A 21,735-nucleotide genomic window follows, 5' to 3' on the forward strand; every position below is an offset into this window, starting at 1 on the left:
ATGCCTGAAGCAACTGCATTTTCAGATGTATCCGTCACGGAAACTGTCGTGCCTGGAGTTGATGTGGATGTCACATTATATCCAACGGCATTGCTGAATGCCTCTCCATCGGTTACGCCCATAACCAGGATAGCCGCAACAGCCAGTGAACCGAACGTATTGATGAGATGGCATTTTTTTTAAACCGATCGGTACCGGTTCACCAAATTCCCCATGGCTCTTTTTGTCATTGTTACTCCTCCTTTACCTTTTGGCTTTTTTCATTCCCGCCGTGGGAGATTGGGAATAAAAAAAGGACGCATGGAGCAGCTGGGCCGTCCCATGACGTCAGAGTCCTTTTTCTTACATAAAAAGTATGTTATAGGGAATACAAGAAAATAATTATGCCTTTACATATTTATGGCTTTTTTACTTTGGATATGTCGGGAGTGATGGTTTGGTGCAGGGCAGCTGCATACACATGTCCTGCAGGTACATTTGGAGGCGCATCCGTAGAACTCGGAAACGCAAGGCAGGAGGCTGGCGGGAGGCCGGTGTCGCCGTGGACAGGGGGGTAAACGTTTACAGGCAGCGCTTGTCCGCCGAAGGTATTTGGGGGAGGAGGATCCGTGAGGCCGCGTACGCAGCGGGAGGGAGATAACACGCCTCTTCCAGGCTGCTCAGCAGCGGCTGAAAAGGCTTTTGAAAAAAGAAGGCGATCGAAAAAAAGCGCAGAACTTACTTTCAAAAGCACGTTCTACGCTTGATCTCTTGTTGGCGTCCCCAAGGGGATTTGAACCCCTGTCGACGGCGTGAAAGGCCGTTGTCCTGGGCCGGCTAGACGATAGGGACGCGCTATGAAGTTGTGATGGCTGGGCTGCAAGGACTCGAACCTTGATTAGCGGAGCCAGAATCCGCCGTCCTGCCAATTGAACGACAGCCCATCGCGAAAATGGAACCTACGCAAAACCGGCCCTCTTGTCAAACAAAAAAATGAAAAAAGTGGATATTTTTTTGATAAAAATAAAAAGATAAATTATTTTAGTATGTTGATATGTTCCTTTTGGGTGTAAAAAAAGGCCGTCCCGATGGGGACGGCCTTGGGGATGGCAGGTGATGCCGTTACGGCAGCCTTACTTCCAGTAGAGTTTGACCAGGTTGGTACCGCGCGGGGTAGCCGTGGAGCCCTTGAGCTGGCCGGCGGTGATGACGGCGCATTCGTTGGGCAGGAAGTCCGGGCAGTTGTGGATGAAGTTTTCGGCGCGGCTCAGGTGGCTGGGATCGCTGGCCGGATCGGCGACGAATACGGGATGCACGCCCCAGACGAAGTTCAGGGCCTTGATGGTCACCGGGTCGGGGGTCAGGGCGTAGATGTCCTGGGGAGGACGGCGGCAGGAGACCTGACGGGCCGACGCACCGCTGAGGCTGTGGGAGACGATGGCCTTGGCGTGGGCCTTCTCGGCCAGCAGGCAGGCGGAGTAGGCCAGGAACTCGGGGATGCCCTTGTCCGCGGCCGGTTCTTCCAGCTTGCGGTCATTGACCAGCAGCTTCTCAGCCTCGTCGGTGATCTTGCGCATGTACTGCACGGTCTCCACCGGGAAGTTGCCCATGGCGGTCTCTTCGGAGAGCATCACGCAGTCGGCGCCGTCCAGCACGGCGTTGGCCACGTCCGTGGTCTCGGCGCGGGTGGGGGCGGGGCTGTTGACCATGGAGAGCAGCATCTGCGTGGCCACGATGACCGGTTTGGAGATGGCGTTGCAGGCGCGGATGATGCGCTTCTGCAGGGCGGGCAGCAGGGGCAGGGGGCATTCCACGCCCAGGTCGCCACGCGCCACCATGATGACGTCGGTCTCCTTCAGGATCTCGTCCAGGTTGTCCACGGCGTTCTGGCGCTCCAGCTTGACCACCACGGGCACGCGGCGGCCCGAGGCGGCGATGAGCTGTTTGGCTTCGCGCACGTCGTCAGCCGTCTGTACATAAGAGATGGCTACGGCGTCCACGCCCAGGGCCAGGCCGTCGCTCAGGTCCTTTTTGTCCTTTTCGGTCAGGGCGCGCACCTTGGTGGCCTTGCCGGGCAGGGCCAGGCCCTTGCGCGAGGTCACAATGCCGCTGTTGTTGGCTTCCAGCAGCACCAGGCCGTCGGGGCGGCTCTGCTGCACGGTGAATTGCAGACCGCCGTCGGCCAGCACCATGCGGTCGCCGGGCTCCAGGGTCTCCAGGATCTCGGGATGGTCGAAGGGCAGGAAGGGCATCTCATCGGTGCGCTGGTCGGAAAGGCCCAGCAGCAGCTGCATGCCCTTGGTGACCTGGATGGTCTTTTCCTGAACGACACCCAGACGGATCTTGGGGCCGGACAGGTCCTGCATGATGGTGATGGGCTTGTCCAGCTCCTTTTCCACTTCACGGATATCATTGATGATACGGACGAAATCCGCGGCCGAACCGTGGGAGAAGTTCAGGCGGAAGACGCTGACGCCCGCTTCGACGAGCTGACGCAGCTTTTCCTTGGAATTGGAAGCCGGGCCGATGGTGGCGACGATCTTGGTTCTCATATCTTTATTCCTTTCATACCCGTGCGGGGGCACGGATGTTCTCTCATAAAGCTGTATGTCCAGAAAAAACTATCCGGGCTTTCCTGCGGCTTGTCAAGCGGCAGGAAGCGTGCGGGCGGGCGGGGACGCCCCCACCCCGAGTCCGAGGCAGCCCATTGGAATAATTGACAAACAAAATCACATGATTGTCACCGTCCCGTCATGTTCGCTTGACAGCGGGGGAAAGGGTGGGGCATAAGTGGGAAAACGTGGTAAATAGTGGGCGACAGGTGGTGGATCGGTGGCAAATCTGTTTATCCAGAGCGCATATCGCAATCTTGACGCCAAGGGCCGTCTGCTGCTGCCGCCAGAGTACAGGGATGCCCTGCTGGCCGCCGGGGATGGTTCCTTCTGGCTGACCATAGGTCTGTACGAAGGCCTCAAGGCCTACATGCCTGCGGATTGGGAAGCCATCGTCGAAAAGCTGAACAGCGTCCCCCTCCCTTCCATGAAGCTTTCCCACGTCAAAACGAAGTTGCTCGGTCTTGCGCAGAGGATGGTCCCCGATGCGCAGGGCCGCATACGTATCCCGCAGCCCCTGATGCGTGCCGCCGGTCTGCAAAAGGACGTGGTACTGGTGGGCATGGCGGACAAGTTCGAGATCTGGGATCAGGCCCGCTTCGATGCCCTGCTGGTGGAAGACGTCAGCGATGAAGTGGCGGCCTGTCATCTTGATATAGCTCTTTAGAGGTAAGCATGACCATGCAGCAGCAGGGACAGGAACGAAATGCGGCTGATTTGCATATCCCTGTCCTGATGAAGGAAACCCTTGCGGCCCTGCAGCCCGTGCTGGATGCCGGAAGGGATCGCCCCGTGCGCATCCTGGACGGCACGCTCGGCATGGCCGGGCACAGCTCTGCCATGTTGCAGGCGGCCCCCCAGGCGGAACTCTGCGCCCTGGACCGGGACGAGGAAGCCCTGGAACTGGCCCGGCGCCGGCTGGAGCCTTTTGGTGGGCGCGTCCATACCTACCATTGCCGCTACAGCCAGTTCGAGGAGGCCCTCGACGACCTGGGCTGGGACAAGGTCGACGCCGTGCTGCTGGATATCGGTGTTTCCTCCCTGCAGCTGGACGAGGCGGAGCGCGGCTTCAGCTTTTACGGGGACGGGCCCCTGGACATGCGCATGGACCAGCATTCCGGCGCGCCTTCGGCCTGGCACTGGGTCAATCGCGAAAGTTTCGACCGCCTCAAGGAATGCATCGCCACCCTGGGCGAGGAGCCGCAGGCCGGGCGCATAGCCCGGGCCATCGTGGATGCCCGCCAGAAGAGCCCCATCGATACCACCGCCCAGCTGGCGGCCCTGGTGGAGAAGGCCTATCCGCCCGCGTGGCGTGCCAAGGCCCGCCGCCATCCCGCCACGCGCACCTTCCAGGCCCTGCGCATGGCCGTCAACGACGAACTGGGCGAGCTGCGCCGCTTCCTTGATGCCATCCTGGGCCGTCTGTCCCTGGGCGGCCGTCTGGCGGTCATTTCCTTCCATTCCCTGGAAGACCGCATGGTCAAGCAGACCATGCGCTACTGGGCCGAGGGCTGCCGTTGCCCCCGGCATGTGCCGGTGTGCGTGTGCCACCATGTGCCGGAAGTCGAGATCCTGTACAAAAAGCCCGTGCAGGCCGACGATGACGAGCTGGCCGTCAATCCGCGTGCCAGCAGCGCCAAACTGCGGGCCGTGGAGAAAATAGCCGAGGCGGTTTCATGAAGAAGCTGTCGGTCGGGCTGCCGTTCCGCGGACAGGGCAAGGTCCAGACCAAAAGCTGGCTGTTCCTGCTGGCGCTGGGACTGCTGGCCTGCATGACCATGTGCCTGATCCTGGTCTGGAGCAATATCGAGCGCATCGATACCACCTACTTCATCAATATCGCCCAGAACAAGTTGCAGGAACGCAAGGCCCTGCGCGCCAAGCTGGAAGTGGAGCGGGAGCGCCTTCTTTCCCCGTACGAGCTGCGCCGCAAGGCGGAGGAGATCGGCATGAAGGAGCCGAAGCCGGGACAGGTCCGGCGTATGGAAGCGCACTAGCCGGCAAGCATCACAAGCGGGGGACGCATGTTCAAATTCTCATCCGATACCGGAGACAAGAAACGTCGTCCGGGCCGTACCGCATCGCGTACCGTACGCAGCGGTGGGGCCCGGCGTGTTTCTGTTGCGCCCAAGAACAGGGGCCTGAGCTGGGTCGACAGGGTGGACTGGGGCAAGGCCCGCATCGCCGCTGTCGTGGCCATCTTCTGCGTCCTGTGGCTGGGCCTGTGGGGCCGTGCCTGGTATCTGCAGATGATCGAGGGCCCGCGTCTGGCCGACAAGGCCCGCCGCCAGCATATGGCCACGGAGCTGGTCACCGGCAAGCGCGGCATGATCATGGACCGCAACGGGCAGGTGCTGGCCCGCAGCGTGGAGGCCCGTTCCGTCTATGCCCGGCCGCAGGAGATCCAGGATTTCCTGACCATGGCCAACACCCTGGGGCCCATCCTCGGCATCGAACCGCAAAAGCTCTATGACGAGCTTTCCAAGACCAAGCGCCGTTTCGTCTGGGTGCGCCGCAAAGTGGACGATTACACCGCCGAGGCCGTGCGCAAGGCGGGCCTGCCCGGCATCGGTCTTTCCAAGGAATACGACCGCGTCTATCCCTTCAAGCATCTTGCCGGGCAGCTGCTCGGCTTCGTGGGCGTGGACGACAAAGGCCTGGAAGGCCTGGAACGCTCGCTGGACGACCGTCTTGCGGGCACGCCCACCCGCATGGTGGTGCAGCGCGACGCCATGGGCCGCCGCTTTTACCTGCATGAAGAAGGCAAGGACGAGCTCCGCGGCGAGGACTTGATGCTGACGCTGGACGTGCAGCTGCAGTTCATCGCCGAAGAAGCCGTGGCCCGTGCCGCCCGGGACTTCGATGCCCGCTGGAGCGGGGCCCTGGTGGTGGATGTGCCCAGCGGCGACATCCTGGCCTGGGCGCAGTATCCCTTCTTCAATCCCAATACCTACCGGCAGTCCAGCCCCATGATCTACCGCAACCGGCTGGCCTCCGACGCCCTGGAACCCGGTTCCACCTTCAAGCCTTTCGTCATGGCCTCGGCCCTGCAGGAGCGCAAGCTCAACCGCAATACGGCCATCGACTGCGAGAACGGCAAGTGGGAGATCAAGAAGGTGACCATCCGCGACACCTCGCGGCAGGGCGTGTTGCCCGCGCACAAGGTGCTGCGCTATTCCTCCAACATCGGCATGGCCAAGATCGGTCTGGAGCTGGGCTCGCCCATGCTCTACAAGTACCTGCGCGCCCTCGGCTTCGGGGAGAGCACCTGCGTGCCCGTGGCCGACAGCCGGGGCATCCTGCGCCAGCCCCGCTCCTGGAGCGAGGCCGACCTCATGTCCGCCTCCTTCGGGCAGAGCGTGTCCGTCACGGCCCTGCAGATGGCGCAGGGCTACTTGACCCTGCTCAACAATGGTGTCTACAAGCCGCTGCGCCTGCTGCGCGAGCAGGTCAATGTGGAACAGCGTTACGAGCGCATCTTTTCGGAGCGCGTCTGCCGTGAGGTCATGGGCATGATGCGCGACGTGGTGGAAGAAAAGGACGGTACCGGCAAGCGGGCCCGCATCGAAGGGGTGGAAGTGGCCGGCAAGACCGGCACCGCCCAGAAGGCCGACCACAAGGCAGGTTCCTACGGCGCCAAGCGTCTGGCCTCCTTCGTGGGCTTTTTGCCCGCCGACAATCCCCGCTATCTGATCGTGGTGCTGGTGGACGAACCCACCAAGAACCAGTACGGGGGCGTGGTGGCCGCGCCCGTGTTCCGCGAGATCGCCTCGCGCGCCATCACCTACAGCGGCGCCATCGTGCCTGATGCCACCAGTCAGGCGGAAAAGGACGACAAGCCGGACAAGGACAAGGGCCGTCAGCGCGGCCTCAAGCTTTCGCGTCTGGATGTGCCCTTCCTGGCCAAGGAAGACGTCCAGACCAGCCGTCCGCCGTCCATGCAGCAGCCCGGCCATCTGGCCAAGGCCTCCAGCCGGGTCCCCGACGTCAAGGGCAAGACGGTGCGCAACGCCGTGGAACTTTTTGCCCGCGCCGGGATCGTGCCGGAGCTCAAGGGGACCGGCACGCGCGTGGTCAGGCAGAGCCCGCCGCCGGGCACGGCCTGGCCCAAGGAAGGAGAAAACGTCACTTACATTCTGTGGCTCTCGGAGAGGTAACCGTGAATCGCGAATTCGAACAATTGCTCGACAAGGTGCGCCGTGAGGGAGGGGAGATCCGCTCCGACTCGCGTGAGGTCGGCAAGGGGGACATCTTTGTGGCTGTCCCCGGGGTCAATGCTGACGGCGCCCGTTTCATCCCGCCGGCCGTGGAGGCCGGTGCGTCCACCATCGTCTGCCTGCCCGGAGGGGCCGAAGCCGAGGCCGCCCGTGCCGCGGGCTGCACGGTGGTCCATCATGACGATCCCCGCGAGGCCCTGTGGCGTCTGGCCGAGGCCCGCTGGCATACCGGCAGCCTGCCGCTGCGCGTACTGGGCGTCACCGGCACCAACGGCAAGACCACCAGCGCCTATTTGCTGGAGCATCTGTTCACGGCCACCGGACACAAGGTGGGCGTGCTGGGCACGGTGAGCTACCGCTGGCCCGGTCATTGCGAGGCCGCGCCCCTGACCACGCCCGATCCCCTGCGCGTGCACGCCATGCTGGCGGCCATGGCGCAGGCCGGGGTGGACATCGCCGTCATGGAGGTCTCTTCCCACGCCCTGGAACAGCAGCGCGTCTGCGGGGTGCCCTTTGCCGGGGCCTCCTTCAGCAACCTGACCCAGGACCATCTGGATTTCCACCAGGACATGGAAAGCTATTTCCGGGCCAAGTCCCGTCTGTTCCTGGAACTGCCCCGCGCCGACAAGGTCATGGCCATCAACGGCGATGATCCCTGGGGCCGCCGCCTGCTGGAGCTGTGCCCGCGGGCCCTGTCCTTCGGCCTGCAGAAGGCGCTCCCGCAGCAGCGTCATCTGTGGGGCGAGCTGTTGTCCGCCGGTACGGACGGCTGCCATCTGCGCATGCATCTGGACGGCCAGCAGTGGGAACTGCGCTCGCCGCTGGTGGGGGCCTTCAATGCCTCCAACCTGCTCTCCGTGCAGGCCCTGGCCCTGGAGCTGGGCCTGATGCCGGACGACCTGCGCCATCTGGAAGACTTCCACGGTGTGTGCGGCCGTCTGGAACGGGTTCCCAATGCCCGCAAGCTGCACGTCTTCGTGGACTATGCCCACACGCCGGACGCGCTGGTCAACGTCCTGAAGGCCCTGCGCGGCGCCGGTTTCAAGCGCATCGTCACGGTCTTCGGCTGCGGCGGCAACCGTGACCGCACCAAGCGCCCCATCATGGGCGAAGCCGTGGCCCGCTATTCCGACGTGGCCGTGCTGACCTCGGACAATCCCCGTTTCGAGGACCCGGAAGCCATCCTCAAGGATGTGCTGCCCGGCCTGCGCGAAGCCAGGGAAGTCGTCGTGGAAGTGAACCGCCGCAAGGCAACGGCCAAGGCCGTGGAAATGCTCGGTCCCGATGATGCCCTGCTGATCGCCGGCAAGGGCCATGAGGATTATCAGATCATTCAGGGCACCAAACATCACTACAGTGATCAGGAAGTGGTGCGGGAGCTGTTGGGGTGCGCCTAGATCTTGCTGAAATCGTTCGTTGTCTGGGCTGTGCCCGGGATGTGAAGGTGACCGACGGCAGCGTGACGGTCACCTCGGTCGTCACGGACAGCCGCGAGGCCGTGGCCGGCAGCCTGTTCGTCTGCATCGCCGGCGAGCGCGTGGACGGCCATGATTATGCCGCCCGTGCCGTGGAGCAGGGCGCTGTGGCCGTGCTGGCTTCCCGCCCGCTGGAAGGCCTGTCCGTGCCTGTCCTGCTGGTCCAGGATACGGTGCGCGCCCTGGGCGCCGTGGCCGCCCTCTGGCGCGGCAAGTCCTCTGCCCGGGTGGTGGGCATCACCGGCTCCGCGGGCAAGACCACGGTCAAGGAACTGCTGGCCCATGTGCTGTCGCGGCGCGGCAAGACCGCCTGCAATGCCCTCAACCTCAACAATCAGGTGGGCATGCCCCTGTGCATGCTCAAGACCGACGGGGACGAGGACTTCTGGGTCTTCGAGGCCGGTATCAGCCACGAGGGCGACATGGACGAGCTGGGCGCCATCCTCCAGCCCGATCTGGCCCTGATCCTCAACGTGGGCGCCGCCCATACCGAGGGGCTGGGCGAACGCGGCGTGGCCTGGCACAAGTCCCGTCTTCTGGCCCATCTGGCCCCCGAAGGCCAGGCCCTCGTGAGCGCCGACTATGACGACCTCGTCCGCGAGGCGCGGGCCGTGTTCGGCGACGTGCTCTTCTTCACGGCCAGCGGGCGTCCGCTCTCCTATCGTGCGGCCTATGCCGGGTGTAGCGATGGGGTGCACGGGCAGTACCGCCTGTGGCTGGACGGTCGTCCCTGTGACGTTATCGCGCCTTTCCGCGGCGATTACGGTACCGAGAACTGCATCGCCGTGGCGGCCGCCGCCCACATGCTGGGCCTGACCGCCGAGGAGATCGCCGCCGGTTTCGCCGACGCGCAGCTGCCGCCGCAGCGCTTTGCCCGCAGCCGTCGCGGCAACTGGGATATCGTGGACGATACCTACAATGCCAACCCGCTTTCCATGGCCCGCATGCTTGACGTCGCGGCGGAAAGCGCCCAGAAACGGCCTTTCGTGGTGGTGCTGGGCGAGATGCGCGAACTGGGCAGCGTGGCGGACAGGGAGCATGAACGCCTGGGCAGGCATCTGGCCCAGCTGCGTCCTGTGCTGGTCTTCTGGCGCGGCGGCCATGCCGATGCCGTGCGGGACGGCCTGGAGCACGGGCTGTACACGGGCAAGTTCCTGCCCGTGGATTCCGGCGAGGCCTTCGTGCAGGCCCTGCGTGAACATCTTCCCGCCGAGACGGGAGAGCAGGGGGGCCTCATGCTCTTCAAGGGATCGCGCGGCAACCATCTGGAAGAATTGCTTGAAGCTCTGGAGCAGAGCGACTGGCTGCCCGGCAGCCGTACGGAGAGTCTGTAGATGCTGTATAACCTGCTGGTACCGTGGGCGTCCGAATGGACGGCGCTCAATGTTTTCCGGTACATCACCTTCCGTTCCATGGCCGCGCTCATCACGGCCCTGGTGCTCTCCATCCTGCTGGGTCCCCGGTTCATCGCTTGGCTGCGCCGCCTCAAATGCGGCCAGCACATCCTGCATGAAGTGACGGCCCATGCCTGCAAGGAAGGCACGCCCACCATGGGCGGCCTGCTGATGCTCTTCAGCCTCACGGTCAGCCTGCTGCTGTGGGCGGATCTGGGCAATTTCTACATCTGGCAGACCCTGCTGGTGTTCTGGGGCTTTGCGGCCGTGGGCTTCTGGGACGACATGACCAAGCTGCGCCATGCCGAGAACCGCGGCATCAGCGGCCGGGCCAAGCTGGCGGGCCAGCTGGCGGTGGCCGTGGTGGCCATGCTCTTCCTGGTCACGGATCCCGGCTATTCCAGCCAGCTGAGCATCCCCTTCGTCAAGGACTGGGCTCCTGACCTTGGTCCCCTGTATCTGCCGTTCGGGGTCTTCGTCATGGTGGCCTCGTCCAATGCCGTCAACCTGACCGACGGTCTGGACGGTCTGGCCATCGGGCCCTGCATCGTGGCCGGTATCGTTTTCGCCATCTTCATCTATGTGACGGGCCATGCCCGCTTCGCCAATTATCTGCTGCTGCCCTATACGCCGGGCGTCGGTGAGGTCACGGTGTTCTGTGCGGCTCTGGTAGGCGCGGGGCTGGGCTTTTTGTGGTTCAACGCCTATCCGGCCCAGGTCTTCATGGGCGATGTGGGCTCGCTGGCCCTGGGCGGCGTGCTCGGCTATCTGGCCCTGCTCTGCAAGCAGGAACTCATCCTGGCCGTGGTGGGCGGTCTGTTCGTGGCCGAGACCCTGTCGGTCATCATGCAGGTGAGCTACTTCCGCTGGACAGGCGGCAAACGCCTGTTCCGCATGGCGCCCCTGCATCATCACTTTGAACTGAAGGGCATCCCGGAATCGAAGATCATCATCCGGTTCTGGATCACGTCCGCACTGCTGGGGCTGGTGGCCCTGTCGGTACTGAAACTGCGCTGATGGCGAGGGCTCCGGCTGCATGAGGCCGGGGCCCGCTCGCCGTTTTTTATCCTGTCCGCCGTGCCTGCCGGTGCAGTGCGCGGCAATATCTTATCCGCGAGGAATGTGACATGGCTCAGAATGAAGATCGTGGCCGGTGCATCAAGGCCGGTGAACTGGCTGTAGTGGTGGGCGCCGGGCGTTCCGGCAAGGCAGCGGCCCGTCTTCTGTTGCGGCAGGGCGCCCGGGTGCGCCTGCTGGAGAGCAATCCCCAGGCTCTGGACGAAGCGCAGGCCGCGGCCCTGCGCGCGGAAGGCATCGAACTGGTGCTGGGGGAACAGGGGCCGGAGCTCTTTGCCGGTGCGAAGATGGTGGTGCCCAGCCCCGGCCTGCCCGTGGTGCGCCTGCGCGAGATGATGGGCCCCCATGCCGATGCGGAAGGTACCGAGATCCTGGCCGAGATGGAGCTGGCCTGGCGCGCCCTTGACGGCGAGCCCGTGCTGGCGGTGACCGGCACCAGCGGCAAGACCACCACGGTCAGTCTGGCGGCGGCCATGCTGCGGGAGCAGGGCCTGCGTGTTTTTCTGGGCGGCAATATCGGCACGCCCCTTTCGGAATATCTGCTTTCCGGCGAAAAGGCCGACGTGCTGGTGCTGGAGACCTCGAGCTTCCAGCTCCAGTGCTGTTCCACCTTCCATCCCCGGGTGGCCGTGGTGCTGAACATCTCGCCCAACCATCTGGATTACCACAAGGACATGGAAGAATACATCGAGGCCAAGTTCCGTCTGTTCCGCTGCCAGACGGAAGAGGACCTGGCGGTTTTGGAGCCCGGGCTGGAAGAGACCGCCGCCCGCTTCGGCCTCAGGGCCCGCAAGGTGTGGATCCGGCCCGAAGGCCGCTTCCCGGACTGCCCCCTGTTCGGACAGCACAACCAGTTCAATGCCGAAGCCGCCTGGCAGGCCTGCCGTCCCTTCGGCGTGACGCTGGAGAATGCCGCCCGCGCGGTGGCTGCCTTCAAGCCCCTGCCCAACCGGCTGGAATCCGTGGCCCGCGTGCACGGCGTGCTTTATGTGAACGACTCCAAATGCACCACGGTGGCCGCTCTGGAAGTGGCGCTGGAAGCCATGGACCATCCCGTGCACCTGCTGTGCGGCGGCAAGTTCAAGGGCGGGGATCTGGACGGCATGAAGGATCTGTTGCGCCGCAAGGCCAAGAGCGTGAACCTGTACGGGGCCAGCCGCGAGATCTTCGAGGCTGCCTGGCAGGGCGTGGTGCCCCTGTGCTGGCACGAGCGCATGGAAGACGCTGTCCTGGCCCTGCAGGACAAGGTGGAGGAGGGCGATGTGGTCCTGCTGGCTCCGGCAACTTCCAGTTTTGACCAGTACCGCAATTATGTGGAACGCGGCAACGACTTCAAGCGCATTGTGGGAAGCCTGGCATGAAGAACATGTTCCTGAGCAGGAAGGAAAAGAAAAAGGAAGAAGCCGCTCCCCAGGGCGGAGGCATCTCGCGCGCTTTGGGCAAGGTGAGTTTTGAGGGCTTCGACTGGTGGCTGTTCACCCTGATGCTTATCATCCTGGCCATCGGCCTCATCATGGTGCTGTCTGCCAGCGGCATCGTGGCCGAGCAGGTCAACGGTGACAAATACTACTTTTTCAAGCGCCAGCTGATCTTTGCCTGCGGCGGGGGCCTCGTGCTCTGGGGCGCGGCCCTCATGCCCCGCAGCTGGCTCTACAAATTGCAGTATCCGGCCATCTTCCTCTCCCTGTTCCTGCTCCTGCTGACCCTGTCGCCCCTGACGCCGTCCATCAACGGCGCCAAGCGCTGGATCCCTCTGGGGCCCGTGAACCTGCAGCCCATGGAGTTCGTCAAGATCTCCCTGGCCCTGTACCTGGCCTATTTCATGAGTTCCAAGCAGGCACTGGTCAAGACCTTCAGCCGGGGCGTCATCCCGCCCTTTGCCGTGACGGGCCTGTTCTGCGGCCTGCTGCTGTTGCAGCCCGACTTCGGCAGCGCCGTGGTGGTGGCCAGCATCTTGTTCTTCATGTGTCTGGCCGGGGGCACGCGTTTCATCTATCTGTTCTTCGCCATGATCCTGGCCTGCGCCGGCGCCATGGCCCTGGCCATCCTCGAGCCTTACCGCCTGCGCCGCCTGCTGGCCTTTCTGGATCCGTTCGCCGATCCCACCGACACGGGCTATCACCTGGTGCAGTCCCTGCTGGCCATCGGCTCGGGCGGCTTTTTCGGCGTGGGCGTGGGCGCCAGCCGACAGAAGATGTTCTATCTGCCCGAAGCCCACAACGACTTCATCATGGCCGTGCTGGCCGAGGAGCTGGGCTTTGTGGGCATCACCGTGGTCATGCTGCTGTTCGGCCTGCTGTTCTGGCGCTGTTACCGCATCATCATGCGCCAGACCGAACTGCGCGACCGGCTGACGGCCTTTGGCCTGACGGTCATCCTGGCCATGGGTGCCGTCATGAATCTGGCCGTGGTCATGGGGGTGGCGCCGCCCAAGGGCGTGCCCATGCCCCTGATGAGCTACGGCGGCAGTAATCTTATGGCCACCATGCTCTGCGTGGGCCTGCTCATGAATTTTTCTCGCACGGCCACGGGCAAGGAGGGGAGCATATGGAAAGAGTCCTCTTAACCACCGGCGGTACCGGCGGGCACATCTTCCCGGCGCTGGCCGTGGCGGAAGCCCTGCGTCAGCGCCATCCCGGTGTGGAACTGCTGTTCGTGGGCTCGCAATACGGCCCGGAACAGCGTCTGGCCCGGGCGGCGGGCATCGACTTCATCGGCTTGCCGGTGCGCGGCTTTTTGGGGCGTGGCCTGCGGGCCTTTGCCGCTGCGGGGCGCATGGCCTGTGCCGTCTGTCGGGCCCGGGGCATCATCCGGCGCTTCCGGCCCCAGGTAGTGGCCGGTTTTGGCGGTTATGCCGCCTTCGCGCCCATGCTGGCGGCCCGTCTGGCCGGTGTGCCCACGGTGCTGCATGAGCAGAACGCCATCGCCGGCATGAGCAACCGGATTTTGGGACGCCTTGCCCGGCGCATCTGCCTGTCCCTGCCGGGGACCGAGGGCTTCGACGCTTCCCGGACGGTACTGACGGGCAACCCCGTGCGCGCCGCCGTGGTGGCGCTGGCCGGACGGCAGCATGATTTTTCCGGCAAGCGCCTGCTGGTCATGGGGGGGTCCCTGGGGGCCCATGCCCTGAACGTGCATGTGTGCCGCCATCTCGACGCCCTGCGGGCCGCGGGCATCGAAGTGCGCCACCAGACCGGTGTGCGTGACGAGGCCGTGACCCGCGAGGCCTATGCGGCGGCGGGCTATGACCCGGCCTGTGTGAGTGCCTTCATCGACGACATGGCCTCGGCCTATGCCTGGGCGGATCTGGTGCTTTGCCGCGCCGGGGCCACCACCGTGGCCGAGCTTTGCGCCGCGGGCCTGCCCTCGGTGCTGGTGCCGTTCCCCTATGCGGTGCATGACCATCAGACGCGCAACGCCCAGGCCCTGGTGGCCGAAGGCGCGGCCCTGATGCTGCCCGAGGCCCGCATGGAGAGCGACGGCCTCATGGCGCAGGTCACGGACCTGCTGCAGGATACCGGCAGGCTGCGCACCATGGCCGCTGCGGCTTCCGGCTGTGCCCGCGTCCGTGCGGCGGAGCTGGTGGCCGCGGAACTGGAGACCGTGTGCGCACGGTAAGTTCACGATAACATCTTCTTCCGGATAGAGAGAGACATATGGACAGCAAGATTCGGCAGATTCACATGGTGGGCATCGGCGGCGCCGGCATGAGCGGCATCGCGGAAGTCCTGCTCAACCTGGGCTATGACATCTCGGGCTCGGACATGAGCGATTCGGCCGTGGTCAAACATCTGCGCAGTCTTGGGGCCCGCATCGCCGTGGGCCATGCGGCCGAGAACGTGGGCAACGTGCAGGTGCTGGTCAAGTCCACGGCCATTGCCGAGGACAACCCCGAAGTGGTGGAAGCGCGCCGCCGCAACATCGCCATCATCCCCCGTGCCGAGATGCTGGCCGAACTGATGCGCCTGCGCCAGGGCGTGGCCATTGCCGGTACCCACGGCAAGACCACCACCACGTCCCTGACGGCCTCCATCTTCGACACGGCCGGTCTGGACCCCACGGTCATCATCGGGGGGCGCCTCAATGTCTACGGCACCAATGCCCATCTGGGCAGCGGCCACTACCTCATCGCCGAAGCCGACGAATCCGACGGCTCCTTCCTCTGTCTGTTCCCCATCATCAACGTGGTCACCAACGTGGACGAAGACCATCTGGACCACTACGGGACCCGGCAGGCCATTGACGACGCCTTTGTCCAGTTCATGAACAAGGTTCCGTTCTACGGCCTCAACGTGGTCTGCGGCGATGATCCCGGCGTGCGGGCCCTGCTGCCGCGCGTCAAGCGCCCGGTGCTGACCTACGGCTTTGCCGCCGACAACCAGCTGCGCGCCGTGTTGCTGGAATCGGGCATGACCAGCCGTTTCGAGGTCTGGCGCGATGACCGGAAGCTGGGCGAAGTGAGCCTGCCCCATCCCGGCCGCCACAATATCCTCAATGCCCTGGCCGCCATCGGTGCCGCCACGGCTGCCGACATCCCCTTCGAACGCTGTGTGGAAGGTCTGGCTACCTTCCGAGGCGTGGGGCGCCGCTTTGAATTCAAGGGCGAACGCAATGGGGTGACCGTCATCGACGACTACGGCCATCATCCGGCCGAGATCGCGGCCACGCTGGCCACGGCCCGCCAGGTCTTCCCTGACCGCCGTCTGGTGGTGGCCTTCCAGCCGCACCGCTTCAGTCGTACCCAGGCCCATTTCGGCGAGTTCTGCAAGGTCTTCGACGTGGTGGACCAGCTGGTGCTGACCGAGATCTACGCCGCTTCCGAAAAGCCCATCCCCGGTGTTTCCGGCGAGAGCCTGGCCCAGGGCATGCGTCAGGTCTCCGAGACCCCGGTCACTTATTTCCAAACCATCGACGCCATGGTCAAGGGCCTGGACGATATCCTGCAGCCCGGTGACGTGCTGCTGACTCTGGGGGCCGGCACCATCACCCGTGTGGGGCCCGCCTGGCTGGAGGGCGGCAAGGATGCGTGAGATCCTGTCTCCTTCGCTGGCAGAGCGGACATCACTGCATCTCGGGGGCCGGGCCATCGCGGAACTGGTGCTTGAGCGTGCCGAGGATTATCCGCTGCTGGCAGAACGTTTGCAGCAGCTGGGCGGGAGCCCGTTCATCATTGGCGCGGGCACGAATTTGCTTGCCCGCGATGGTGAATTACCAGTCGTGCTGCTTCGTTCTGCAATCAAGGAAGACCCCGAGATCGTCTGGGAATCTGAAGCGCGGGCCCACGTGCGGGTAGGGGCGGGCGTGCCCCTGCCGCGCCTGCTTGGTTTCTGTGCCCGGCGGGGTTTAGGCGGTCTTGAGGGCCTTGTCGGCATCCCCGGGAGCGTCGGGGGGGCCGTGGCCATGAACGCAGGCTCCTACGGTTGCGAGACCTGCAGGAATCTCTTGGAAATCAAGGCCGTTGTCGATGGTCGCCCGCGGGTCTTCCCGGCAGCGGAACTGCAGTATGGTTACAGAACCCTGCTGGTGGACGGCAAAAAAAACGGTTTTCTTGTGCTCGAAGCCACATTTGACTTGACCAAGACTGACAGGGATGGCATTTCTAAACTCATGCATCGCAATATTTGCGAGAAAAAGTCTAAACAACCTGTGACAGCGTGGAGTGCGGGCTGCGTATTCAAAAATCCGGCCCCGGACAAACCAGCCGGCATCCTTCTGGATAGGGCCGGCTTTCGCGGCAGGCGGCTTGGCGGGATGGCTTTTTCGACCATGCATGCCAATTTTTTGATAAATGAAGGGAATGGCAGCGCGAGTGCCGCGTTCGAACTTATCGAAAGTGCGCGGCAGGGAGTGCTGGAGCAGTTCGGCATCACGCTGGAAACGGAAGTCAGGATCGTGCCGTGACCTTTTCGCTGAAAAAAAACCGGCGCAATACGCGCTCCTACAGCGGTAGTTCGACACCTGCTCCCAGTCGCAGCACCGCTTCCCGCCCCAATACCCGCAACCGGGCCAAGCCGGCGAGGGAAAAACGTCAGTTCTCCCTTTGGAGCAAGCTGCAGGGCGGGCGTGTGCAGCGTTTTTTTTGCGTCCTGTTCCTGCTGGCAGGGCTGGTAGCGGCTGTGACGGGCCTGTGTGCCGGGTCCATCTGGCTGTACGGCAAGGCCACGACCAGTGACTTCTTCGCCACGCGGCATATCGACGTGGCCGGGAATGTCAGATTGTCGCGGGAGATGGTCCTGCAGTATGGCGGTCTGAAGGAAGGGGAGAACTCCCTGGCGGTCAGCATCGCGGAAGTGGAGCGCAAGCTGCGTGCCACGCCCTGGGTGGAAGAGGTCTCGGTCAAACGTCTGTTGCCGGACCGCTTCGTCATCAAGATCAAGGAGCGTATGCCCACCTTCTGGGTCCACAAGGACGGGGTGCTGTATTACGCCAATGAATCCGGCGAGGCCATCGCGCCTGTGGAGAGCCGCAACTTCCTCTCGCGGCCGACCCTGTCCGTGGAAGCGGGGGCCGAGGATGACGTGGCCTACCTACCGCGATTCATGAAGGATCTGCATGCGGGCAGCCTGCCGGTGGAGGCGGGGGCCATTGCGTCGATCACGGTGAGCCCCGCACGGGGTATCGAGATATATCTGGGAGACCGCGAGATGCGGCTTTCCATCGCAACGGATGACTGGGCCGGGAATCTTGCCCGGATCGGCCTGACGCTGGGGGATCTGGCACGCAGGCACGAGCTGAAGAACGTGCGTGAGGTGCGTTCGGTCAACGGCAGTGTCTGGGTGACGCTCAGTCAGCCCATGCGCGGATGATGTTTGGTGAGGAGTAACTATGGCGGATCTCATTGTAGGCCTGGATATCGGCACTACCAAAGTGTGTGCGGTCGTAGGGGAAATGGCGGAAAACGGCCTGGTGGATGTCGTTGGAATCGGCACCCGTCCCTCTCACGGCATGCGCAAGGGCGTGGTGGTGAATATTGAGCAGACCGTGCAGTCCATCCGGGGCGCCATCGAGGACGCCGAGCTCATGGCCGGCTGTGAGATCAATTCGGTCTATGTGGGGATCGCCGGCGGGCATATCGCCGGGATCAACAGCCATGGCGTCATCGCCGTCAAGGGCGGCGAAGTGGGCCAGCGCGATGTGGAACGCGCGCTCGATGCGGCCCGTGCCGTGGCCATCCCTGCGGACCGTGAAGTCATCCACATCCTGCCGCAGGAATATATCGTGGACAACCAGCGCGGCATCGCCGATCCGCTGGGCATGGCGGGCGTGCGTCTGGAGGTCAAGGTGCACATCGTGACCGGGGCCGTGACCTCGGCCCAGAACATCGTGCGCTCCTGCCACCGCAGCGAACTGGAAGTCTCGGACATCGCGCTGGAGTCCCTGGCATCGGCCAAAGCCGTGCTGACGGAAGAAGAGCGCGAGCTGGGCGTCGCGCTGGTGGACATCGGCGGCGGCACCACGGACATCGCCATTTTCGCCAACGATTCCATCAAGCACACCCATGTGCTGGCGCTGGGCGGCCAGAACCTGACCAACGATATCGCCTTTGGCCTGCGCACCCCCATTGCGGCGGCCGAGCGTATCAAACTCAAGTATGGCTGCGCCCTGACCGACATGGTGCGGCATGACGAATTCATCGAAGTCCCCACCGTGGGCGGCCGTGATCCCAGCCGCATCTCCCGCCAGATCCTGGCGGAGATCTGCGAGCCGCGCATGGAAGAGATCCTGTGTCTGGTGAACAGGACGCTGGAAAACTCCGGTTACAAGAACTTCCTGGGCGCAGGTGTGGTGCTGACCGGCGGCACGGCCCTTATCGAGGGCTGTCAGGAGCTGGGCACGCAGATCTTCAACCTGCCCACGCGTATCGGCTACCCCCGCAATGTGGGCGGCCTCAAGGACGTGGTGAACAGCCCCAAGTTCTCCACGGCTGTGGGTCTGCTGCGTTACGGTGCGGAAAAGGAAGTTTCCGGCCAGAAAAAGTTTACTCCCACGCACAGCGACAGCGGCGTTTTCGAAGGCCTGCTGGCGCGCATGAAGAAGTGGTTTTCCGACATTTCCTAAAAAAACAAAGCGGGCAAGCTTTTAGAGTATTTGAGGAGAGGGAACTATGTCACAATCCATTGTTGATGATATCGACATCACGCTGGGCAATAATGCCAAGCTTAAGGTCATCGGTGTAGGCGGTGGCGGCGGCAACGCCGTGCAGAACATGATCACTTCCGGTCTGCAGGGGGTGCAGTTCATCTGCGCCAATACCGATATGCAGGCCCTGAGCCGCAACAACGCCCCGGTCAAGATCCAGCTGGGCGAAAAGCTCACCAAGGGCCTGGGGGCCGGTGCCAACCCCGCCGTGGGCCGTGAGGCCGCCCTGGAAAGCGTCAATGCCATCCGGGAAGCCATCGGCGATGCCGACATGGTCTTCGTGACCGCCGGCATGGGCGGTGGTACGGGGACGGGGGCCGCGCCCGTCGTGGCCCAGACCGCCAAGGAGATGGGCGCTCTGACCGTGGGTGTCGTCACCAAACCTTTCTCTTTTGAAGGGGCCCGCCGCCGTCGCTTTGCCGAAGAAGGTCTGGAAGAGTTCAAGCAGCATGTGGACTGCCTGATCACCATCCCCAACGACCGTCTGCTGGCCTTCGCTCCCAAGAAGACTCCCTTCTCTGCCATGCTGCAGAAAGCCAACGACGTGCTCTTCTATGCCGTCAAGGGTATTTCCGACGTCATCCTGGCCGATGGTATGATCAACCTCGACTTCGCCGACGTGCGCACCACCATGTCCGAATCCGGCATGGCCCTGATGGGCACCGGTGTGGCCGCCGGTGAGAACCGCGCCCGCGAGGCCGCCCAGCGCGCCATCAACAGCCCGCTGCTGGAAGACGTGTCGCTGGAAAGCGCCAAGGCCGTGCTGTACAACATCACGGCGTCCATGGACATCTCCACCGACGAGATCGCCGAGATCGGCGACATCATCGCCGATGCCACGCCCGAAGATACCAACATCATCTTTGGTGTGGTCTATGACGAGAACATCGGCGACGAACTGCGCCTGACCGTCATCGCTACGGGTATCGATCCCAGCGCCACGGTGGTGCAGCCCGTGGCCGAGCCCGTGAAAAGCTCCAGCGTGACCAAATTCCCCGGCTCGCAGGCTGCCCAGGCTGCCCGCCCCATGGAAGCGCCGCAGGCTCCTGCCTATGAGCAGCCCCGTCCGCGTCCCGTGCGCCAGCGTGGAGACTGGATCCCCCAGAACTCCTATCCGCAGGGGGGATACGGTCCCTATTCCGCCCAGGACCAGTTCGAGAAACCGACCTATCTGCGCACCGGCGCCACGCTGGGCCAGCAGCCCATGCCCCGGCGCCAGCACAACCCCGGTCATGAGGACTTCACCTACAGTGAAGAAGACTTCGAGATTCCTACGTTCATCCGCACTCAGGCCGACTAGGCCGTGCGGCAGGCCGCTGAGGCATGAACGCATGAGATTTCAGGGCTCACCTCTTCGGCCCTGAAATGCCCGCCGGGAGGCCCATGGGGGGCCTCCCCTTTGTACCGTTCCGGTGCACAAAAACGCCCGCAAGTTCGTCTTGCGGGCGTTTTTCGTTTTGCGTGCCAGTCTATGCATTACCGGCGGCACGATACCAGGCAGATGATCGACAAAAATGACGGAGCAGGGCGAAGCCGGTGCGGCCTCAGCGGTATTGCCACCAGCGCCAGAGCATCCACAGGGCAAGGCCTGCCAGGGTCGCGGACAGGATCAGGAGATTCTTGCCCGGTGAGCGAATCCAGCCCGCAAGATAGACGCGACCACCAAAAAAATGGCCAGCAGTGCGAGGATGATGGCAAGGCTCATGTCGTTTCGGCCGTGATCGCTGAAAAAGATCGGTCACAGCAGCGAGCCGCTGTCCAGATCGGGGGAGCTGGGCTTGATGTCCAGCAGGGGCGTGCCGTCCAGCATATCCACATGCGAGACGTGGAGGATGTTCCCGTCCCGGCGCAGCAGCGGTACCAGACTCATGCCGATGCCGCTTGGACGGCAGGGAGCACGGGTAGTGAAGACGCCGCGCTCCTGCGTCTGCCCGTGCGGGATGACCTGCAGGCGCGGAGCCTCCGCCCTGTGGAAGGCGAAGATCAGCCAGATGCGGGCAAAGCGCTCCAGGCCTTCAAGCCCGGCCATGAATTCGGGAAAGATCTCCACCCGGCCGGTGTAGTCTGCGGCGTGGATGGGTTGACGGGGCGTTTGGGCCGGATCGGTATGGGGGGTGTGGATGATGCCGATGGGGCGGCAGGTGAACAGGGGCAGCGACATGGACTCCTCCTGTGAGCGTTTTCCCGGGGAATGTCACAAGGCACGGCTGGCGGTCGATGGACAGTCGTACTGTCCTGGATGCCTTTGCATGGAACCTGTGAATGCGAACTGGCAGGGCGATACCGCCCCCAAATCCGTATTTCCACTAGCGCTAGCCGCGTGCTGGCGGAAAGGGGGCTGGAGCCACGCTATCCCTTCGGCCATGCGGGCGTGTCGTCTGCCTCCTGCGGGCGCAGCTGCGGCGCGTGGATGGCCAGCCAGACACAGGGCTTGCTGGTCTCCAGTACACGATGGCGCACATGCTTAGGCAATAGCAGACACTGGCCGCGTTCCAGGGATACTTCACGGCCATCGTCAAAGCCCAGTCGAGCGGCGCCTTCCAGCAGCAGGACCCATTCGTCTTTTTTCTGATCGTACCACTGGCCTTCCGGTGTCACATGGCCCCAGGAAACGATGCGCTCCACCAGCAGCCCGCTGTCTGAGGTGAGCAGAGCCGTGAAATGTTCCGGCATGCCGGGAAGATGGATGGCCTCCGGCAGCGTGAGCAAAGAATCCATGATGCCTCCGCAAGATACGATGACAGGCGGCAGGCCGTTCGGCCAGCCCGGCAAAAGGATACCCCGAAGGGGACATGACGGAAAGGCCGTCCTCTTGCGGCCCGGGAGCGGGCAGGAGGCCTTC

The 21,735-nt window shown here is 63.6% G+C and carries 19 protein-coding genes and 2 tRNA genes; 16 read left to right on the forward strand and 5 right to left on the reverse strand.

Going from position 1 to position 21,735, the window contains the following annotated elements; translation table 11 throughout:
• A partial coding sequence (locus tag ACQRCJ_RS08830) for a hypothetical protein (RefSeq protein ID WP_427799651.1) occupies window positions 1–183 on the forward strand: 183 nt, incomplete at its 5' end.
• Window positions 184–754: 571 nt separating this feature from the next.
• On the opposite strand, the gene ACQRCJ_RS08835 is transcribed toward ACQRCJ_RS08830, so the two are convergent.
• The 3 genes from ACQRCJ_RS08835 to pyk form a co-directional block, all read right to left on the reverse strand.
• Window positions 755–831: transfer RNA gene (locus ACQRCJ_RS08835), tRNA-Glu, on the reverse strand.
• 17 nt (window positions 832–848) lie between these two features.
• A tRNA-Gln gene (locus ACQRCJ_RS08840) sits at window positions 849–923 on the reverse strand.
• A 189-nt stretch (window positions 924–1,112) separates the two neighbouring features.
• Window positions 1,113–2,531 carry a pyruvate kinase gene (gene pyk, locus ACQRCJ_RS08845; RefSeq protein ID WP_168935455.1) on the reverse strand — a complete coding sequence of 473 codons (1,419 nt, stop codon included), beginning with the start codon at window positions 2,529–2,531 and terminating at the stop codon, window positions 1,113–1,115.
• 280 nt (window positions 2,532–2,811) lie between these two features.
• Here pyk and ACQRCJ_RS08850 point away from each other — a divergent pair, with 280 nt between their 5' ends.
• The 15 genes from ACQRCJ_RS08850 to ftsZ all read left to right on the forward strand — a co-directional run bounded on the left by ACQRCJ_RS08850 (window position 2,812) and on the right by ftsZ (window position 20,193).
• Window positions 2,812–3,258, forward strand: a complete 447-nt coding sequence (locus ACQRCJ_RS08850; RefSeq protein WP_427799652.1) for a division/cell wall cluster transcriptional repressor MraZ — start codon at window positions 2,812–2,814, stop codon at window positions 3,256–3,258.
• Window positions 3,259–3,266: 8 nt separating this feature from the next.
• A complete protein-coding gene (gene rsmH, locus ACQRCJ_RS08855) occupies window positions 3,267–4,271 on the forward strand; it encodes a 16S rRNA (cytosine(1402)-N(4))-methyltransferase RsmH (RefSeq protein WP_204674773.1) in 1,005 nt (334 codons plus the stop codon).
• On the forward strand, window positions 4,268–4,588 hold the full coding sequence (locus ACQRCJ_RS08860) for a hypothetical protein (protein WP_427799653.1): 321 nt from the start codon (window positions 4,268–4,270) through the stop codon (window positions 4,586–4,588). The genes rsmH and ACQRCJ_RS08860 overlap by 4 nt, the downstream gene beginning before the upstream one ends.
• Before the next feature lie 27 nt (window positions 4,589–4,615).
• Entirely contained in the window at window positions 4,616–6,748 is a 2,133-nt protein-coding gene (locus ACQRCJ_RS08865; RefSeq protein WP_427799654.1) for a penicillin-binding transpeptidase domain-containing protein, read from the forward strand.
• A gap of 2 nt (window positions 6,749–6,750) precedes the next feature.
• Window positions 6,751–8,205: a UDP-N-acetylmuramoyl-L-alanyl-D-glutamate--2,6-diaminopimelate ligase gene (locus ACQRCJ_RS08870; protein WP_427799655.1), complete on the forward strand. Its 1,455-nt coding sequence runs from the start codon at window positions 6,751–6,753 to the stop codon at window positions 8,203–8,205.
• Entirely contained in the window at window positions 8,196–9,617 is a 1,422-nt protein-coding gene (locus ACQRCJ_RS08875) for a UDP-N-acetylmuramoyl-tripeptide--D-alanyl-D-alanine ligase (RefSeq protein WP_427799656.1), read from the forward strand. Before ACQRCJ_RS08870 ends, ACQRCJ_RS08875 begins: the two co-directional genes overlap by 10 nt.
• Entirely contained in the window at window positions 9,618–10,694 is a 1,077-nt protein-coding gene (gene mraY / locus ACQRCJ_RS08880; protein WP_168935448.1) for a phospho-N-acetylmuramoyl-pentapeptide-transferase, read from the forward strand.
• 110 nt (window positions 10,695–10,804) lie between these two features.
• Complete coding sequence (gene murD / locus ACQRCJ_RS08885; protein WP_304037943.1) at window positions 10,805–12,115, forward strand: UDP-N-acetylmuramoyl-L-alanine--D-glutamate ligase; 1,311 nt, start codon at window positions 10,805–10,807, stop codon at window positions 12,113–12,115.
• The gene (ftsW, locus tag ACQRCJ_RS08890) at window positions 12,112–13,320 is read left to right on the forward strand and encodes a putative lipid II flippase FtsW (protein WP_204626213.1); all 1,209 of its coding nucleotides are present in this window, start codon (window positions 12,112–12,114) and stop codon (window positions 13,318–13,320) included. Before murD ends, ftsW begins: the two co-directional genes overlap by 4 nt.
• Window positions 13,302–14,372: an undecaprenyldiphospho-muramoylpentapeptide beta-N-acetylglucosaminyltransferase gene (murG, locus tag ACQRCJ_RS08895; protein ID WP_168935445.1), complete on the forward strand. Its 1,071-nt coding sequence runs from the start codon at window positions 13,302–13,304 to the stop codon at window positions 14,370–14,372. The genes ftsW and murG overlap by 19 nt, the downstream gene beginning before the upstream one ends.
• A gap of 38 nt (window positions 14,373–14,410) precedes the next feature.
• Window positions 14,411–15,784, forward strand: coding sequence for a UDP-N-acetylmuramate--L-alanine ligase (gene murC / locus ACQRCJ_RS08900; protein WP_168935444.1), 1,374 nt, complete (start codon window positions 14,411–14,413; stop codon window positions 15,782–15,784).
• The gene (gene murB, locus ACQRCJ_RS08905; RefSeq protein ID WP_168935443.1) at window positions 15,777–16,655 is read left to right on the forward strand and encodes a UDP-N-acetylmuramate dehydrogenase; all 879 of its coding nucleotides are present in this window, start codon (window positions 15,777–15,779) and stop codon (window positions 16,653–16,655) included. The genes murC and murB overlap by 8 nt, the downstream gene beginning before the upstream one ends.
• Window positions 16,656–16,819: 164 nt before the next feature.
• Window positions 16,820–17,560, forward strand: a complete 741-nt coding sequence (locus ACQRCJ_RS08910) for a cell division protein FtsQ/DivIB (protein WP_427799657.1) — start codon at window positions 16,820–16,822, stop codon at window positions 17,558–17,560.
• A gap of 19 nt (window positions 17,561–17,579) precedes the next feature.
• On the forward strand, window positions 17,580–18,812 hold the full coding sequence (gene ftsA, locus ACQRCJ_RS08915; protein WP_168935441.1) for a cell division protein FtsA: 1,233 nt from the start codon (window positions 17,580–17,582) through the stop codon (window positions 18,810–18,812).
• Window positions 18,813–18,858: 46 nt separating this feature from the next.
• On the forward strand, window positions 18,859–20,193 hold the full coding sequence (gene ftsZ, locus ACQRCJ_RS08920) for a cell division protein FtsZ (protein ID WP_168935440.1): 1,335 nt from the start codon (window positions 18,859–18,861) through the stop codon (window positions 20,191–20,193).
• 438 nt (window positions 20,194–20,631) lie between these two features.
• On the opposite strand, the gene tsaA is transcribed toward ftsZ, so the two are convergent.
• Both tsaA and ACQRCJ_RS08930 read right to left on the reverse strand, forming a co-directional pair.
• Complete coding sequence (gene tsaA / locus ACQRCJ_RS08925) at window positions 20,632–21,054, reverse strand: tRNA (N6-threonylcarbamoyladenosine(37)-N6)-methyltransferase TrmO (protein ID WP_302261375.1); 423 nt, start codon at window positions 21,052–21,054, stop codon at window positions 20,632–20,634.
• Window positions 21,055–21,242: 188 nt separating this feature from the next.
• Window positions 21,243–21,611, reverse strand: a complete 369-nt coding sequence (locus ACQRCJ_RS08930; RefSeq protein ID WP_303933756.1) for a cupin domain-containing protein — start codon at window positions 21,609–21,611, stop codon at window positions 21,243–21,245.
• Between the last annotated feature and the right edge of the window lie 124 nt (window positions 21,612–21,735).

Origin of the sequence: Desulfovibrio sp. SGI.102 (assembly GCF_050314315.1) — a bacterium.
In the GTDB taxonomy this organism is placed as follows: Bacteria; Desulfobacterota; Desulfovibrionia; order Desulfovibrionales; family Desulfovibrionaceae; genus Desulfovibrio.